Annotated in this window: 13 protein-coding genes; all 13 read right to left on the reverse strand. The window is 66.9% G+C overall.

The genetic code is table 11. The features are described 5' to 3' along the window. Nucleotides 1-468: 468 nt before the first annotated feature. The 13 genes from VZ068_RS10355 to fliJ all read right to left on the reverse strand — a co-directional run bounded on the left by VZ068_RS10355 (nt 469) and on the right by fliJ (nt 16,277). Nucleotides 469-2,556 carry an EAL domain-containing protein gene (locus tag VZ068_RS10355; protein ID WP_349657574.1) on the reverse strand — a complete coding sequence of 696 codons (2,088 nt, stop codon included), beginning with the start codon at nt 2,554-2,556 and terminating at the stop codon, nt 469-471. A 97-nt stretch (nt 2,557-2,653) separates the two neighbouring features. Beyond that, nucleotides 2,654-5,575 (reverse strand): diguanylate cyclase, encoded by a 2,922-nt coding sequence (locus VZ068_RS10360; protein ID WP_349657575.1) that lies wholly within the window; start codon nt 5,573-5,575, stop codon nt 2,654-2,656. Between the two features lie 243 nt (nt 5,576-5,818). Further along, nucleotides 5,819-5,974, reverse strand: coding sequence for a hypothetical protein (locus VZ068_RS10365; protein WP_259168074.1), 156 nt, complete (start codon nt 5,972-5,974; stop codon nt 5,819-5,821). A 148-nt stretch (nt 5,975-6,122) separates the two neighbouring features. Next, on the reverse strand, nt 6,123-9,080 hold the full coding sequence (locus VZ068_RS10370) for a diguanylate cyclase (RefSeq protein ID WP_349657576.1): 2,958 nt from the start codon (nt 9,078-9,080) through the stop codon (nt 6,123-6,125). A gap of 92 nt (nt 9,081-9,172) precedes the next feature. Then, nucleotides 9,173-9,964, reverse strand: a complete 792-nt coding sequence (fliR, locus tag VZ068_RS10375; RefSeq protein WP_259150203.1) for a flagellar biosynthetic protein FliR — start codon at nt 9,962-9,964, stop codon at nt 9,173-9,175. 13 nt (nt 9,965-9,977) lie between these two features. Beyond that, nucleotides 9,978-10,247 (reverse strand): flagellar biosynthetic protein FliQ, encoded by a 270-nt coding sequence (locus VZ068_RS10380; RefSeq protein ID WP_005996207.1) that lies wholly within the window; start codon nt 10,245-10,247, stop codon nt 9,978-9,980. A 974-nt stretch (nt 10,248-11,221) separates the two neighbouring features. Beyond that, nucleotides 11,222-12,076 carry a flagellar type III secretion system pore protein FliP gene (gene fliP, locus VZ068_RS10385; protein WP_259150195.1) on the reverse strand — a complete coding sequence of 285 codons (855 nt, stop codon included), beginning with the start codon at nt 12,074-12,076 and terminating at the stop codon, nt 11,222-11,224. Between the two features lies 1 nt (nt 12,077). Then, complete coding sequence (fliO, locus tag VZ068_RS10390) at nt 12,078-12,485, reverse strand: flagellar biosynthetic protein FliO (protein ID WP_259150191.1); 408 nt, start codon at nt 12,483-12,485, stop codon at nt 12,078-12,080. Next, nucleotides 12,482-12,820 (reverse strand): flagellar motor switch protein FliN, encoded by a 339-nt coding sequence (gene fliN / locus VZ068_RS10395; protein WP_046965541.1) that lies wholly within the window; start codon nt 12,818-12,820, stop codon nt 12,482-12,484. Before fliN ends, fliO begins: the two co-directional genes overlap by 4 nt. Further along, the gene (gene fliM / locus VZ068_RS10400) at nt 12,817-13,830 is read right to left on the reverse strand and encodes a flagellar motor switch protein FliM (RefSeq protein ID WP_046965540.1); all 1,014 of its coding nucleotides are present in this window, start codon (nt 13,828-13,830) and stop codon (nt 12,817-12,819) included. Before fliM ends, fliN begins: the two co-directional genes overlap by 4 nt. Nucleotides 13,831-13,839: 9 nt before the next feature. After that, entirely contained in the window at nt 13,840-14,382 is a 543-nt protein-coding gene (locus VZ068_RS10405) for a flagellar basal body-associated FliL family protein (protein WP_259150174.1), read from the reverse strand. Nucleotides 14,383-14,547: 165 nt separating this feature from the next. Further along, nucleotides 14,548-15,825 carry a flagellar hook-length control protein FliK gene (locus VZ068_RS10410; RefSeq protein WP_349657577.1) on the reverse strand — a complete coding sequence of 426 codons (1,278 nt, stop codon included), beginning with the start codon at nt 15,823-15,825 and terminating at the stop codon, nt 14,548-14,550. Beyond that, nucleotides 15,822-16,277, reverse strand: coding sequence for a flagellar export protein FliJ (gene fliJ / locus VZ068_RS10415; protein ID WP_259150169.1), 456 nt, complete (start codon nt 16,275-16,277; stop codon nt 15,822-15,824). The genes VZ068_RS10410 and fliJ overlap by 4 nt, the downstream gene beginning before the upstream one ends. Between the last annotated feature and the right edge of the window lies 1 nt (nt 16,278).

A 16,278-nucleotide genomic window follows, 5' to 3' on the forward strand; every position in this document is an offset into this window, starting at 1 on the left:
GCGGGTCGGTCGCCGATGTCTGAGGAGCGGCAACGTCTCGTCAGAAGGTCGTGGCACGTCAAAAACGGGATTGGGGAATCGGGATTGGGGATTCGCAAGAGCGGGTGGCGGGGCGCGGGGCGAGTTGGGGCGGGTGGGAGCAGGGCGGGTGGTCGCCGATGTCTGAGGAGCGGCAACGTCTCGGCAAACGGTCGTGGCACGTCTTATGTCGTAGGGCCGGTGGGCGCGGATGGCCGAGATCGTGTCAGCCGAACCCCGAACCCCGAACCCGCGTGGGCGCGCCGTTTGCTGGCCAGCGCGTCTTGGCGATCACGCGCGTGGGGGGTGCAGCACGCTGGGGTCGGGACCCGTAACGACTGGCCTGTATCGGGCTGGATGGGCGGCGGCTCGGGTCGCCGGCATCGGGTTGCACCTATGGCAACTCGCAGGGTGCACATGCCGCGCTTTCGGCCAGCCGCCGGGCTTCGCTCAGCTGGCCTGGCGACGCAGGCCGTCGCGCTGGGCGACGACCACGGCGATGAACCGGTCGGCCTCCATCGGCCGCCCCAGCAGGTAGCCCTGCAACTGGTCGCAGCCCAGCCGTTCCAGGGTGTTGCGCTGGGCAGCGGTCTCCACGCCCTCGGCCACCACCTGCAGGCGCATGGTGTGGGCCAGCGCCACGACCGCCGCGACGATGGCGATATCTTCGGCGCCGCTGTCCATGGCCTGCACGAAGCTGCGATCGATCTTGAGCTCGTGCGCGGGCAGTTTGCGCAGATAGAGCAGGTTGGAATAACCGGTGCCGAAATCGTCGATGGCGATGCGCACACCCAGCGCATTGAGCTGGCCGAGCGTGCGCAGGCAGGCGTCGGCATCGCGCATGGCCATGGTTTCGGTGATTTCCAGCGTGAGCTGGCCGGGCGCGATGGCGTAGTGGCTCAGCGTGGTGGCCACTTCGTCGAGCAGGCTGGGCGAGGCCAGCTGGGTGGCCGACAGGTTCACCGCCACCCGCCAGTCGCCGTGGCCGGCATCGCGCCACGCGCGCATCTGCCGGCACGCCTGCTGCAGCACCCAGCTGCCGAGCGGGCCGATCATGCCGCTGCGTTCGGCCAGCGGAATGAAGCTGTCCGGCGGCACCAGGCCGCGCTGCGGATGCTGCCAGCGGATCAGCGCCTCGGCGCCGATCGGGCGGCCGTCGTCGGCGCAGTACTTGGGCTGGTAGTGCAGCACGAACTGGCCCGATTCCAGCGCGCGCGGTATGTCTTGCAGCAGCTGCAGGCGCTCGCGGGTGGTGTCAGTCATGGCGCGCTCGAAGAAGCGGTAGCGGTTGCGCCCGGCCTGCTTGGCGTGGCCCATCGCCGCGTCGGCGTGGGTCATCAGCTGGTGCTCGCTGCCGGCGTCTTCGGGATACAGCGCAATGCCGATGCTGCTGCTCAGGCGCAGCTCCTGGTCGCCGACCAGAAACGGCACCGCCAGCGCCTGCAGCAGATGCCCGGCAATGGCCGCGGCGTCTTCCGGGTCGGCGATATCGGCCACCAGCACGAATTCGTCCGCGCCCAGCCGCGCCAGGCTGCCATGCGCGCGCCGGTGCGCGCTCAGGCGCTCGGCCACCACCACCAGCAATTGATCGCCGACCCGGTGGCCATAGCCGTCGTTGATCACCTTGAAGCCGTCCAGGTCGATCAGCATCACCGCAAAACGTTGCCCATCGCGTTGCGCGCGCTCGATGTTCTGCAAGACGTGCTCGTGCAGCAGCACCCGGTTGGGCAGGCGGGTGAGCGGGTCGTGCAGGGCGGCCAGCGCCAGATCGGCATTGGCTTGCGCCAGCGATTGCGCCAGCACGTCGGTGCGCTGCTGATAGCGGCGCGACAGCACCGAGATCACCAGCGCCAGGATCAGCAGGCCCAGCGTGACCGCCACCACCACCGCGGCCAGCCACGACAACGGCAGGTGCGCCCCGGCGGCCGCGCCGCAGATGCTGCCCGCTGCGAATTGCGCGGCGGCCATGCCGGTGTAATGCATGCCGACGATCGCTACGCCCATGATCAAGGCGGCGATCAGGCGCAGGCTGTAGCGGCGGCCATCGTGACGCAGCCGGAATGCGATCCACAGCGCGGCGGCGGACGCACCGATGGCGATCGCCACCGACAGGACGAACAGCATCGGGTCATAGGTGATGGCAGGCGACATGCGCAGCGCGCCCATGCCGATGTAGTGCATCAGCGCGATGCCCAGCCCCATCAGCACCGCGCCCAGGCCCAGCCGCGGCCAGGGCAGTCGCGGTTGCGAGGTCAGCCACAGCGCCAGCGCCGAGGCCAGGATGGCCGCCAGCATCGAGTAGGCGGTCAGCGCCACGTCGTAGCCCAGCGGAATGGGGAGCTGGAACGCCAGCATGCCGACAAAGTGCATCGACCAGATGCCGATCCCCATCGCGATGGCGCCGCCCACCAGCCATGCGGCGGCGATGCCGCCACGGCTGACGGTCATGCGGGCGGCCAGATGCAGCGCGGTGTAGGAGGCCAGCACGGCCACCACCAGCGACAACAGCACCATGCCAAGGTTATAGGTTGCGACCACCCATCCAGTTCCGACGTCGACAGACGCGCTTGCTCAAGGAGCTAGCGACCCGGCGTGCGCGTTCTTGAGCCCGCAAGCGCGCAACGCTGTGGATCGATCAGGCCACCGAACTTTCGGGTTCTTCCGGTTCGATGCGGTTGCGGCCGTTGCCCTTGGCCCGATACAAGGCCTCGTCCGCACGCGCCAGCAACGAGGCAGCGGTGTCGCCGATGCGAAACCACGCCACGCCGACCGAGCAGGTCACCTGCAGCGCTCGCGCGGCACCGACCTCGTAGGGCGGCAGGCTGATCGCTGCGTGGATGGCGCGCAGGCGGTGCTGGCTCTGGCGGTTCATGCCAGGCAAGAGCAACAGCAGTTCTTCGCCACCGTAGCGGCCCACCTTGTCCGAATCGCGCAGGCACGCGGTGAGCCGGGCGCCGACCTTGGCCAGTACCGCGTCGCCGACCAGATGGCCGTGCTCGTCGTTGACCTGCTTGAAATGATCCAGGTCGATCAGCACCACCGCCAACGGGTGCTCGGCATGCGCGCAGGCCTGCAGCTCTTCGGTCATGGCATCGAGAATGCCGGAGCGGTTGAGCAGGCCGGTGAGCGCATCGTGGCTGGCCTTCAGTGCCAGCGCCGCGCGGGCGCTCTCCAGGTCGCGTTTTTCGTGTTCCAGCTGATAGGTGCGTTCGGCCACCAGCTCGGCCAGCATGCGTTCGCGCGCGACCAGATGGCGGTGCCGCCAGGTCCACAGACCGATCAGCAAGCCGCCGCCGATCAAGATGTACAACGCGATCGCCGGCGGGCTGCGCCACCACAGGGGCGCCACTGCAAAGGCCAGATCCACCACCGGCGAGGTGGTGCGCCGATAGCGGTCCACCAGTTGCACCTGCAGGCGGAAATGCCCGGACGGCAACGGCGGCTGGTCGATCGACAGGTCGTCGCTCTCGATCCATTCGTTGTGCAGGCCGAGCACGCGATAACGCACGGTCAGCCGGCTCGGGTCGTCGTAGACCTCCATCGTCGACAGCTCGATATGCAGTGGCGTGTCGCTCCAGCCCAGCAGCTGCCCGGCGCGGATCGGCGCGCCGCCGCGGCTGACGCTGTCGATGCGCACGCTGGGCTGGCGCTCGTCGAACAGGCGCGCCGGGTCCTTCAGGTGGCTGACGCCGCGCGCGGTGCCGATCCACACCGAGCCGTCCGGATCTTCGGCGAATGCGGCCTCGGACACGTCGTCCCAGAGCAGGCCCTGCGACTGCGACAGATGCGCCCAGCGCTCGCCGTTATAGACCTCCACGCCGCGTGCGTGGCCCACCCAGACCCGCCCGAGGCTGTCGCCGCGCATCAGGTACACGCCGACATCGCGCAGCGCTTCGTCGCTGATCGCCTGCAGGTCCAGGCCATCGGCGAGCAACATGCCGTGCCACAGGCCGGGGCGATAGAACGCCAGCCACACTTCGCCGCTGTCGCTGATGTGGAACTTGCTGATCCACGGGTCGGCGTCGCCGCCGTTGACCTTCACCTGCACCTTGGACCAATGCGAGTCCTGCAGCCGGAATAGCCCGTTGGCACTGGACACCCACAGCGTGCCGTCGGCGGTCTGCTGGACATCGGTGTAGGCGATCGTCGGCATGCCGGCGGCCGGCTGCAGGCTGCCGCCGTCCAGCGGGCGCTCGATCACGAACAAGCCGCCCACCGTGAGAATCCACAGGCGGCCCTGACGGTCGATGTGCAGGCGCCGACCGGTGCGCGGAAGTTTGGCGATCTCGGCGCTGCGGCCGTCCGGCCAGTTGCGGCGCAGCAGGCCGGCAGAGTTCAGCGTCCACAGGCTGCCGTCGGTGCTGCGCGCCATGCCGACGATCTGGATGCCCGATTGCGGCAAGGCCGGTACGAACCGCCCGCCCGCTTGGGCCTGTCGTCCCACGCCGTGCTCGTTGCCGACCAACAATGCGTTCTGTGCATCGCGTGCGATGGACCAGGTGGGCGCGGCCGGCATGCCTTGCGAGGCATCCCAGTTTTCGATCCATTCGTAGCCGGCCCAGCGCACCAGACCTTCGCCGTCCACGGTCATCCAGACATCGCCATCGCGGTCCACCACGATCGCATCGCTGCTGCCGGGCGGCAGTCCGTTGTCGGTGCCAAAGCTGCGCCAGGCACCGTTTTCCCAGCGTGCCAGGCCGTCGTTGCGGCGGACCAGCACGCGTCCTTCGCGGTCCATCACCAGTGGCGCCGGTTGCCCGACCGTGCTGCTGTCCAGCAGCGGCAACGTCCGCACACCGAATGTGCCCGCATGTGGCGCGCGGTAGAGCAGGGTGCCGGCACCGCGCACCCACAGACCACCGTCGTTGTCGCGCAACACGCTGTACCAGCGATCGACCGGCACGCCCTCGTCGGGCCCGTAAACCGTTACCTTGCGCTGTGCATCGATGGCGCACAGCTTGCGTCCGCAGCCGACCCACAGCGTGTCGCCTTCCACCGACAGGCTCAACACCTTCGACAGCTCGGGCACCCGTACCCGCGTGGCGGTGTCCAGCAGCGATTCGCTATGCCAACGGCCATTGCTGCGCGCGCGCAGTATTTCCAGTTCGCCGCCATTGGCGATCACCGTGCCCCAGGAAAGGCTGGCAAGCAGCAGGCCTTCCTGCAGGTGCTGGGCTTCATAGCGCGCGAGCTTACGAAAGCCATGCTCGTCGCCGATGAACAGCGCCTGGAAGCCGGCAACCCACAGGCGCCCATCGGGCTGTTCGCTGATTGCCGTAATCGGTTCGTTGCGCAGGCCGTCCAGCATCACCTGTTGAAAGATGCGGCCGTTGTAGCGATACAGACCGCTCTCGGTGCAGACCCACATCAGGGTGCTGCGGGTCTGCAACAGGCAGGTGCCGGCAAGGCCGAGCAGACCCTGGTCATGGGCATAGCGGCGGATGCTGGCGCTCTGCGCGCTGGCCAGCCCGGCAAACGACAGCAACGCCAACAGCAGCATCGCAGCAAGCGATGCCGCTCGGCCTGGCGACCTCCATTGGCGGTGCAAAAACCCCACGGGCGTTGCAATCTCCCACGCATCGGTGCGTGCGGTCCGCGCCCCTCGCGCGGGTGACTCACGCTTGCCATTGGCAGCCCCCCATAGCGGCCGCGATATATCGACTAGCGGCTGTTCACGCGATTTACTTTAGGACAACGCCGTTGCCAGTGCACAGCGGCCAGGCAGGCGCGAGCGCTGTACGACGCCAATGTGTGCATCCCATCAAGGCGACTGTGCGCCATCGATGCAAATGTGTGCATCTCATCGATGCGCCTGCGCGTTGTCGATGCATTGGATGATCGCGCCAGATGTGCGTGGCAGGTGCAGGACGCGGCAATCGAGGCCGGCAGTGATCGAGCGAACACGACCGACACGCAGGCACGCGTTGGATCGAACGAAACTGCGCTCAAGCTTCATGTTCGATCCACTCGGCATCTCACCCGACCGCGCGCCCGTGGCCGTCGCATGCCCTGACAACGTTCAGCGCTGCATGGATGCGGGCGCTGCCGCAGCCCGGCGTGATGCCTCCAATCGCGATGACGCGACCGCAGCGGCCTCGCAGCGATCAGTTGCCGACAGTGCCGGATGCCGCAGCGAGGTGGGAGGCATCGTAATAGATGCGATTGCGGCCGCTGCGTTTGGCGCTGTACAGCGCGGCATCGGCGCGCGCCAGCAATTGCTCCAGGGTTTCGCCGGGAATGAACCAGGCCACGCCGATCGAGCAGGTGACGTGCAACCAGCCACCGTCGATGGCGTAATCGCCGCAGATGCCGCTGTGCAGCGCATCGAGCCGATGCGTGGCTTCGTGCGTCAGCCCCGGCAGCAGCGCCAGCAATTCTTCGCCGCCGTAGCGGCCGATCCGGTCGTCGCCACGCACCAGCGTATCCATCCGACGACCGACCCCGGCCAGCACCGCATCGCCGGCCAGATGCCCGTGCTGATCGTTGACCAACTTGAAGTGATCCAGGTCGATCAACACCACCGCCAATGGCCGCGCCGTTGCATCGGCCCGCAACAGCATCTCGCGCAGCGTGGCGAGAATGCCGGAGCGGTTGAGCAGGCCGGTCAGTTCGTCGTGGGTGGCCTTGAGTGCCAGTTCGGCACGTGCCGATTCCAGGTCGCGCTTGTCCTGTTCCAGCTCGGCAGTGCGCTCGGCAACCAGCTGCTCCAGTTCGCGCTTGCGTCGCAGCAGTTTGGCCGTGCGCCAGCGCAACAGCACGATCACCGCTGCGATCGCCAGCAACACGTACGCGATCAAGGCGGGAATGCCGCGCCACCAGGGCGGACTGAGCACGAAGGCAAAGCGCGTGATCGGGCTTGCACTGCGCTGGCCCGCGTCCACGGCCTGCACCTCCAGGGCATAGCGGCCAGGCGGCAGCAGCGGATAGGTGATGTGGCTGAGCGAGGTGCTGGTCCAGCTGGCCTGGTGGCCTTCCACGCGGTAGCGGAAGCTGATGCGGTCCGGGCCGCCTTCGGCACCGGGCGTACTCAGATCCACATCCAGCGGAACCTGCGACCACGGTACCTGCGCACCGGCAGCAAGGGTCTGCCCGCCACGCTGCACGCGCAGCACCTCCACCCGGAGCGGCGGCGAGGTGAACGCACGCGACGGATCGATCAGATGGGTCAGCCCGCGGCTGCTGCCGAGCCAGACGCTGCCATCGTCGTCCTCGAACAGCGCATTGGCAGACACGTCGTCCCACAGCAGGCCCTCGCTGCGCGTGGCGCGCGACCAGCGTCCACGGTCCAGCAGGTCCAGGCCCTGGCTGCTGCCCAGCCACAGGCGTCCCTTGCTGTCGTGACGCAGGATGAACGGCATCACGCGCGACACCAGCGTGTCGCTCACTGCGGTCAGCGTGACCTGCGCATCGTCCTGCACGGCGCCGTGCCACAGCCCGGTGTCGCGCAAGGACAGCCAAAGCTGACCGTCGTCGGAAAAGTCCAGCAGGAAGTAATCGTGGCTGGGAAGGTTGCCGTGCACCTGCACCTGCAGCCAGCGGCCGTTTTTTTCCTGGCGATACAGCCCTTCGCGCGTGCTGGCCCACAGTCGACCCCGAGCATCCAGCTCGATATCGCCGACGAACGCCGCCGGTACCGCTTCCTCGCGCCTTGCCTGCAGCGGCAGTTCGGGCGGGACGGAGTACAGGCCGCGCGGCGTGGTGACCCACAGCACCCCGCGCGAATCGAACAGCAGCTTGTTGGTGGGCAGGCCGAGCTGCAGCACGTCGATGGTCTTGCCCGTTCGCGGGTCGCGACGTGCCAGGGCTCCGGACGAGCGCGCCACCCAGGCCGCGCCATCTGCCGGCGACAGCGCGATGGAGATCGATTGCAGCAACGGCTCACCGTTGGCCAGTGTCCACGGCTGCATGCGCCCGGTCCGCGGATCCAGCACATTGGAGCCGGCATCGCCGCCTACCAGCAGCTCCCCACTGGGCAGCCGCTGGATGGCCCAGGTTGGCGATTCAGCCAGACCCTGGCTTTCGTCCCAGTGCTCGATGGTGCCGTAGCCCAGCCAGCGCTGCACACCCAGGCCGCGCGTGCCGATCCATAGCTGGCCGGTGCTCTGCATCATCAACGGGCCGACCATCGGGCTGATCGACAACCCCTGATCGTGCCCGAAATAGCGCCAGTGATCGCCTTCCCAGCGCACCATTCCGCGGTCGGAGCGGGTAATCAGGCGGCCCTGCGCATCCTCCGACAAGGTGGTTGCGCCGGACAGGGTGTCGAACCGGGTACCGGCCGGGGGTGCGTGGTCGCGGAACACCCGCTCGCCCGGCGCGCGCGACATCACCAAGCCGCCGCCGCGCAGCCACAGGTTGCCGCGATGGTCGCGGAACACCGCGCGCCATTGCCGTTCCGGCACGCCGTCGGCATCGCCCAACTGGGTGATGCGTCCGTCGGCATCGATGCGGCAGACGCGTTGTCCGCAACTGGCCCACAGCGCTGTGCCGTCGGCCAGCAAGGCTTTACCGGCGGGCAGGGTGGTGCCGTCGTCCAGCCGCAACGGCAGCACCCGGACGCTCCAGCCGCCCGGCTTGGCCGGCAGCAGGTGCAATAGCTGATTTTCGCTGACCACCACCACGCCGCCCGCGTACGGGGCGATCACATTGCCGCTGTCGGCGCGGATCGCGGTGCCATTGTGCAATATCGGGCTGAAGGTGGTGCCGTTGCGCACGAACACGCCGTTGGCGCTGGCCACCCACAGGCGCCCGCGCCCATCCAGCGTCAACGCGCGGATATAGCGTGCGTCCAGCCCGCTTTCGCGGCCGACGGGAATGAGTTGTTCGCGTTCGAAACGATGCAATGCCAGTTCGGTACCGACCCAGACCACGCCCTGTCGGTCCTCGAGCAGGCTGTTGACGGTCATGCCCTGCAGGCCATCGGCCTGGGCGTAATCGTGAAAGCTATAGGTTTGCGCCCATCCGCTGCCCGCGATCAGCCACCCGAGCAGGCACAGCGCTGCCAGGCGCAGCGCCTTGCCGCGCGAACCAGGTGGAACGAACAGCGCAGACACGTTGGGCATCGGTTTCCGCGAGAAGAAGGCAATGCGATCGAATGGGTCAATCGTCCCCAGCGTTGACGGCGACCGGTCGCAAAACTTGAGCGGCCGTACGGTCAGCCCGTCAGTTCTCTGGCGGAGTCGAAGGCGGTGTCGAACATGCGCTGCACCGGTGGCGCGAACTCGCTTGCGAAGCTGGACAACAGGAACAGCCCCAATAAGACCGTCAGCGGCAACCCAAGTTGCATCGGGTTCAACGCCGGCGCCGCCTTGGCCAACGCGCCGAAGGCCAGATTGACCGCCAGCATCGCCACCATCATCGGCAAGGCCAGGGTCAGCCCGCCGCGCAGGATCTGCAGGAACAGGGTCGGCGCCACCTCCGCAAACGCGCCGGCGTCGGGAATGGCCGTGCCGATCGGCAGCGCCTTGTAGCTGTCCACCAGCAGCGAGATCACCGCAAGATGCCCGTTGGCCGCAAAGAACAGCAAGCCGAACCCGATGTAGAACCACTGCGCGATCACACCGGAGGTCACCCCGCGCATCGGGTCGGACATCTGCGCAAACGACAGGCCGGTGGACTGCGACACCAACTCGCCGGCCAGTGCGCCGGCCTCGAAGATCAGCTTCAACATGAAGCCCATGCTGGCGCCGACGGCCAACTCGCGCGCGATGCTCAGCACTGCCTGCGCGGTGAATCCGTCCCACTCCGGCACCGGCGGCAGGATCGGCGCCAGCACCATCGACAAGGTCCCGGCCAGCATCACCCGCACCCGCCCGGGCACTGCGCGCGTGCCGATCAACGGCATGGCCGTGAGCAAGGCACCGGTGCGCAGCATGGTCCACATGATCGCCCCGACCATCGCAAACGCGCGCTGGCCGTCGATCACCATCTGGGTAGCGGAATCCATCCGGTGCAGCCCGCTAACCGATCAGATGCGGAATGCGCTGGAACAGCGCAATGGTGAACTCCACCAGATGCCCCAGCAACATGCTGCCGGTGGCGAACAGGGTCGCGGTCAACGCGACCGCCTTGGCCACGAAGCCGATGGTGGGTTCATTCAACTGGGTGGCGGCCTGCACCACGCCGATAACCACACCGACGATCAACACCGCCAGCAGCATCGGTCCGGCAATCCACAGGACGGTGACCAGGCCACCACGTAGTTCAGTCAGGGCGATTTCAGGGCTCATGGGGCGTGCTGATGCAAGTCGGGTGCCAAAGGGGGCGGGGATTGGAGATTCGGGATTCGGGATTCGTTGTTTGGCTGGCAGTTTCGCGGTTACGGAGACTGCTGTCAGCCGTTGCGGTATTGGTGCCGTTGATTGAGGTGCTGGATTCTGCTGCTGCTTGAACTGCGCTTTGCTGTTGGCTTTCAGGGGCCCCATACCGCAGCGGCAAGGCCGGCAGATACAACCCGCAGGGCGGCGCGCATGGATGCGCGACGTTTTTGTAAGGGACAGGGATGTCCCTTACAAAAATTTCTGCCGGACTTGCGCACCCGCAGCGCCGAAGGCGCGGAGGGCGCGAGGACGGGGTGTGCTTTCTTTTGGTTACTTTTCTTTGCACAAGCAAAGAAAAGTGACTCGCGCCCGACAGGGCGTGAAAGCCTTTGATTTCACTGCGTGGCATTGATAAGCGAAATCAATGCGACGAGGCAACACAGGTGCAAGTGCAAGTGCAAAGCTTTCGTCCCCCTTCGGGGGGCGAGTCACTTTCTTTGCTTGTGCAAAGAAAGTGACCAAAGAAACACACCCCCGTCCTCGCGCCTTCCGCGCTGCGCGCTCCAGGTCCGCAATCCGGGTAGAAATTTTTGTAAGGGACATCCATGTCCCTTACAAAAACATCGCGCATCCATGCGCGATGCCCTTCGGGTTGTATCTACCCGGCTTGCCGCTGCGGTATGGGGGCCCGCACGAGCAAAAAGCTGAAAGCGGAGGCAACAGCAAGAGCGGAGATCGGAAAGCTGAAAGCTGAAAGCGATAAGAGACAGCTGGACACTGCAGCTATGGGACCGGTAGGGAGAGCCGGAACCACCGCGCTCAGGCCTGCTGACGCTATCTGCCGAACTCAGCCAGGCGTAAACACCACTCAAATTGAATGTGGCTCAGCTGGATACCAATGACAGTGCCAGCCACATCGATCGCGCGCAGCGCGCCATCCATACCTACGACGCGTTGAAACTCGCCGCCAGCGTACCGACCACCAGCACCCAGCCATCCACCAGGATGAACAGCAGGATCTTGAACGGCGCGGAGATCAGCATCGGCGACAGCATCATCATGCCCATCGACATCAGCACGCTGGCCACCACCAGATCGATGATCACGAACGGGATGAAGATCAGGAACCCGATCTCGAAGGCGGTCTTCAGCTCGCTGGTCACGAACGAGGCCACCAGCACCGGGAACGGCACCGCGTCCGGACCTGCGTACTTGCCGTCGCCGGCCATGCCCGCGAAGGTCATCAGATCGGTCTCGCGAATCTGCGCCAGCATGAAGGCGCGCAGCGGCTGGGTGGTCAGCGTCCAGGCGGTGGAGAAATCGATCTGGTTGTTGAGGTACGGCTGCAGGCCGGCACCCCACATCTTTTGCCACACCGGCATCATCACCAGCGCGGTCAGGAACATCGCCAGGCCCAGCAGCACCTGGTTGGACGGGGTCTGGCCGGTGCCCAGCGCCTGGCGCAGCAGGCCCAGCACGATGGTGATGCGGGTAAAGGCAGTCAGCACCAGCAGCATCGACGGCAGCAAGGTGATCGCTGTCATCAGCAGCAGGGTCTGCAGCGGCAGGCTCACCGGCTGGTCGCCGATGCGGCCCACGCTCACGTTGGGCAGGTTCGGCAACTGGTTGGAGCCGGGCGGCACCGCCGGCGCCGGTGTGGCAGCGGCAGCGGGGGCAGCGGCCTGCGCCATCGACGGCAACGCGGCCGGCGTGGCGGCGGCCAGCAGCGGGCAGCTCATCACCAGCAGGATCAAGACCAGGCGCAGGCTGCGCCCCCAGCGATTCCAACGACTGAACATGTCACGGGTCCTTGCGCAGCTTCTGAGCGAGCAGCTGGGCGAAATTGGGGAGTTGCTTGAAATTGGGCAGGGTGGGAGCGGGCGCTGGCGGCAGCGGTTCGGGCAAGGTGTGCAAGGTGCTGATGCCGCCGGCGGTGACGCCCAGCAGCAATTGCTGGCCGTTGACCTCCACCACCACCACGCGTTCCTTGGCACCCACCGCCAGGCTGGTCACCACGCGCAGGCCCTCGCTGTTGCGAAAACCGCTGCCGGGCATGCGCTTGAGCAACCAGCCCAGGCCGACGATCAGCGCGAGCACCAACAGCAATGCAAAGACCGCGCCAAACAGGCTGGGCGAGGACGGCGCCTGCGCGCCGACCTGGGTGGCCTTGGCCGCGACCGGCGCGGCGGCAGCCAGCAGGCCGATCACCGCAGCCTCCGGATCCGTTCGCTGGGGCTGACCACGTCGGTCAGGCGGATGCCGAAGCGGTCGTTGATCACCACCACTTCGCCATGCGCGATCAAGGTGCCGTTGACGTAGACGTCCAGCGGCTCGCCGGCGCCGCGTTCCAGTTCCACCACCGAGCCCTGGTTGAGCTGCAGCAGGTTGCGGATCGGGATGCGGGCGCGGCCCACTTCCAGCGACAGCGTCACCGGCACGTCCAGGATGACGTCCAGGTTGAGGTCGGTGGCATTCTGGTCGTGCTCGGCCTGCAGGTTGTCGAAGGTGGCGGGCGCGGCGTCGAGGATGTCGGAGTTGATCATTTGCTGGGGTCCTGGGATGGAACGGCACGCGGGGCTTGCACGCCGGGCGGGCGGACGGCGGTGATCTTCACGGCGTTGTTGCCGTTGGAGACGCCGAATTCGCCGGTGAACATGGGAATGTCTTCCACGCACAGCGGTACCTGCGCGGGCAGATCGATCGGCAGGATGTCGCCGACCTTCAGGCCGGTGAGCTGGCGCAGGCTCATGCGCTTGCTGGCCAGTACGCTCGACAGCGTCACCTCGGCGGTGTTGAGCTGCTCGCGCAGCATGACGTTCCAGGAGTCGTCGCGGTCGTTGCGGTCGCTCTGGATGCCGGCATCGAGCAGTTCGCGGATCGGCTCCAGCATCGAATACGGCAGGGTGATGTGGATCTCGCCGCCGCCACCTTCCAGCTCCACATGGAAGCGGCACACCACCACGTATTCGCGCGGGGTGACGATGTTGGCGAAGTGCGGGTTGATCTCCGAGTTGATGTACTCGAAGTCCACCTCCATCACCGGCGCCCAGGCTTCCTTCAGGTCGGCGAAGGTCTGCTTGAGCATCAGCTGGATCACGCGCATCTCGGTGGCGGTGAATTCGCGGCCTTCGATGCGGGTATGGAAGCGGCCATCGCCACCGAAGAAGTTGTCCACCACGGTGAACACCAGGGTGGGTTCGAACACGATCAGGCCGGTGCCGCGCAGCGGCTTGAAGCGGATCAGGTTGAGGTTGGTCGGCACGTACAGCGAGTGCATGTACTCGTTGAACTTGACCAGGTCGATGCCGCGCACCGACAGGTCGGCCGAGCGCCGGATCAGGTTGAACAGGCCGATGCGCCACAGCCGCGCAAAGCGCTCGTTGACCATCTCCAGGGTCGGCATGCGGCCACGGATGATGCGGTCCTGGCTGGACAGATCGTATTGCCGCGCTTCGCCGGGCAGCGGCTCCGGCTCGGTGTTGACCGCACCCGAATCGACGCCATGCAACAGGGCATCGATTTCGTCCTGGGAAAGCAGATCACTCACGCTCATGGGGCAGCCTTACTGGGTGACGAAACTGGTGAACAGCAATTCTTCGATGCATTTCTTGCCGGTTTCGCTGGTCATGACCTTCTGCGCTTCGGCCAGCGCGGATTTCTGCAGCTTCTGCTTGCCGGCCAGATCGGCCACGTCGGTGGCCTTGACCTGAGACAGCAGCATCAGCAGGTGCGCGCGGATGGCGGGGGCGTTCTCGGTGATGAGTTTGAGTTCTTCCGGGTCGCGGGTGACCAGCTGCACTTCGACCTGAAGATACTGCGGGCCGTCGCCGGGATCGGCCAGGTTGACCACAATCGCCGGGTCCATCGGGAAGTACTGTGCCGGCTTTGGCACTTCGGCCACCTTGGGGGCATCGTGCTTGCCGCCTTTTTCATCGCCCTTGTGGCCGAGGAAGAACCACGCACCGCCGCCGGCCGCGGCCAGCACGACCACGCCAATGGCGATCAGCAGAAGAGGCTTCTTGCCGCCTTTCTTCTTCTCTTCTTTCTCTTCGGTCTTTTCAGGTTTCTTGGCCGCTGCCACGTTCTGCTCCAGGGGAATGCTCACCCATTGGATGCAACTGGCGTGCCAAAACCGCGACGGATTCCTGGCGCCGCGTGGGCGCGTGTGCAAAAACCCCCGCAAGCCTTGCGCTGCGAGGGTGGAGAGCGGGCGGCAAGGTCAGCGCGCGCTGCGTTTTTGCGTTGCGCCGGGCCGTCCCGGCGCGGCGGCTCAGGCGTAGGCGTCCAGCAATCCACGCTGGCGTAACACTACCGACGGAATTCCGACGGGTGGGCTGTCATCCAGGGTGAGGCCGGTGCCGTCGCGCCCGCTGCCGTTGCCGTTGCCGCTCTGGCCTTGCTGCTGTTGCTTGCCCACATCGGCCTGGCCGAGCTGGAAACCGTTCTGGCCGAGCATTTCGCGGAGCCGCGGCAGGCTCTGTTCCAGCGCCTGACGGGTATCGGCACTGGCGGCGGTGAAGCTGGCGTTGACCTTGTCGCCATCCAGATGCAGCCGCACCTCGACCGGGCCCATCTCGTTCGGGGTGAGCTTGATGTGCGCGTGGCCGATCTTCTGGTCGGCCAGCCAGCTCAGCCGCGCGCCGATGGCATCGTCGAAGGTGTCGCTGCCCATCTCCGGGGTCGGCGTGGGCGATGCGCTGAAGATCGGCGCCGGGTCCTGCAGGCGGGTGAGCGTGGGCGCGGCGGTGGGCAGCACGAACGCCGGGGCATTCGGCGCGTCCACTGCTGCGCTGTCGTCGGCCGGGTCCAGTGCCTTGACCGCCATGCTCATCAGCGCGGCGGTCTGCGCATCGCCGCTGACCGCAGTGGCCGAGGTGGGCTTGGCGCCTGCGGCGGCAGCCGGCGTAAGCGCACCCAGGGGGGGCAGGGCGGTGGCGGTTGCGGCAGCAGCGGTTGTGGGCGCGGTGGCATCGCTCGGCAGTGCGGTCGCGGTCGGCGTGGCGCCGGCCGCATTGGCCACACTGGCGGCGAGCGCTGCGGCAGCGGCGGCGAGCACATCGCCGCCCGGTACTGCCTGGGCCAGCAGGCTCATGCCAAAACCGCCCAGGCCGGCGGGCGGCCAGCCGGCCTCGGTGGTCGTGGCCGCATCGGCGGGGGCGTCCTTGCTGTCCTTGCTGGCAGTTGCGTTCTTGCCGCTCGCGGTGGTGGCACTGCTGTCCTTGGCTGCGGATTCCTTGGCGGGCTGGGCAGACTTGGCATCGCCGTCCTGGGCGCGCGGGCGCTTGGTCGCATCGCCGGGCGCGTCGTCGCCCTGTTCGTCGTCGGCGCGGTTCTTGTCGGATTGGCTGGATTTGGCGGCAGGCGGCTTGGCCGGCACGCGCTCGGGCGCCTGCGGCGGGGCGTGGGTGGGCGTGTTGGCCGGATTGAGCATGCGCGCGAACTGGTCCTGCGCCGGATCCTGCTCGGACGACGGGTCGCTGTAGCTGGACTTCTTGCCGGTGCTGGCAAGCGCGCCAAGGCCGGCGGCAAACGCGGACAGGGGGTTCATACGGATTCTCCGTGAGTATCTTCGGCCCGCGCCAGGCGCGAGCGGCGTGCGCCCAGATCGTCCATCTCGCGCTGGTCGCGACGTTCGATCACCTTGTTTTCCTGGGCGCGGTAGCTGGCGGCCAGTTGCTCCAGCACCTGCTTTTCGCGGCTGGCCAGCAGCAGGCGGGTGCGCTCGGATTCGACCTTGGCGATGTTGCTTTCCACGGTCTGGGCCTGCTGCAGCACGGCGCTGTCGAGCCGGTCCAGAAAGGCGCGGCGGTTGCTCAGCGCCACCGCGCTGGTGCCGGCCATGTGGCTGTTGGCGTATTCCTCGGCGTAGCGGCGCAGTTCCTCCAGGCGCGACTGGTGGGTCTCCAGCACGCGCTGGCGCTCGGCCAGATCGCGGGCGACCTTGTCTTCCTGTTCCTGGGCCCGCCGCAGCAGGGGATCGATTCGCTTGGACTGCATCATG

Origin of the sequence: Xanthomonas sp. 10-10 (genome assembly GCF_040182365.1) — a bacterium.
Taxonomy (GTDB): domain Bacteria; phylum Pseudomonadota; class Gammaproteobacteria; order Xanthomonadales; family Xanthomonadaceae; genus Xanthomonas; species Xanthomonas arboricola_F.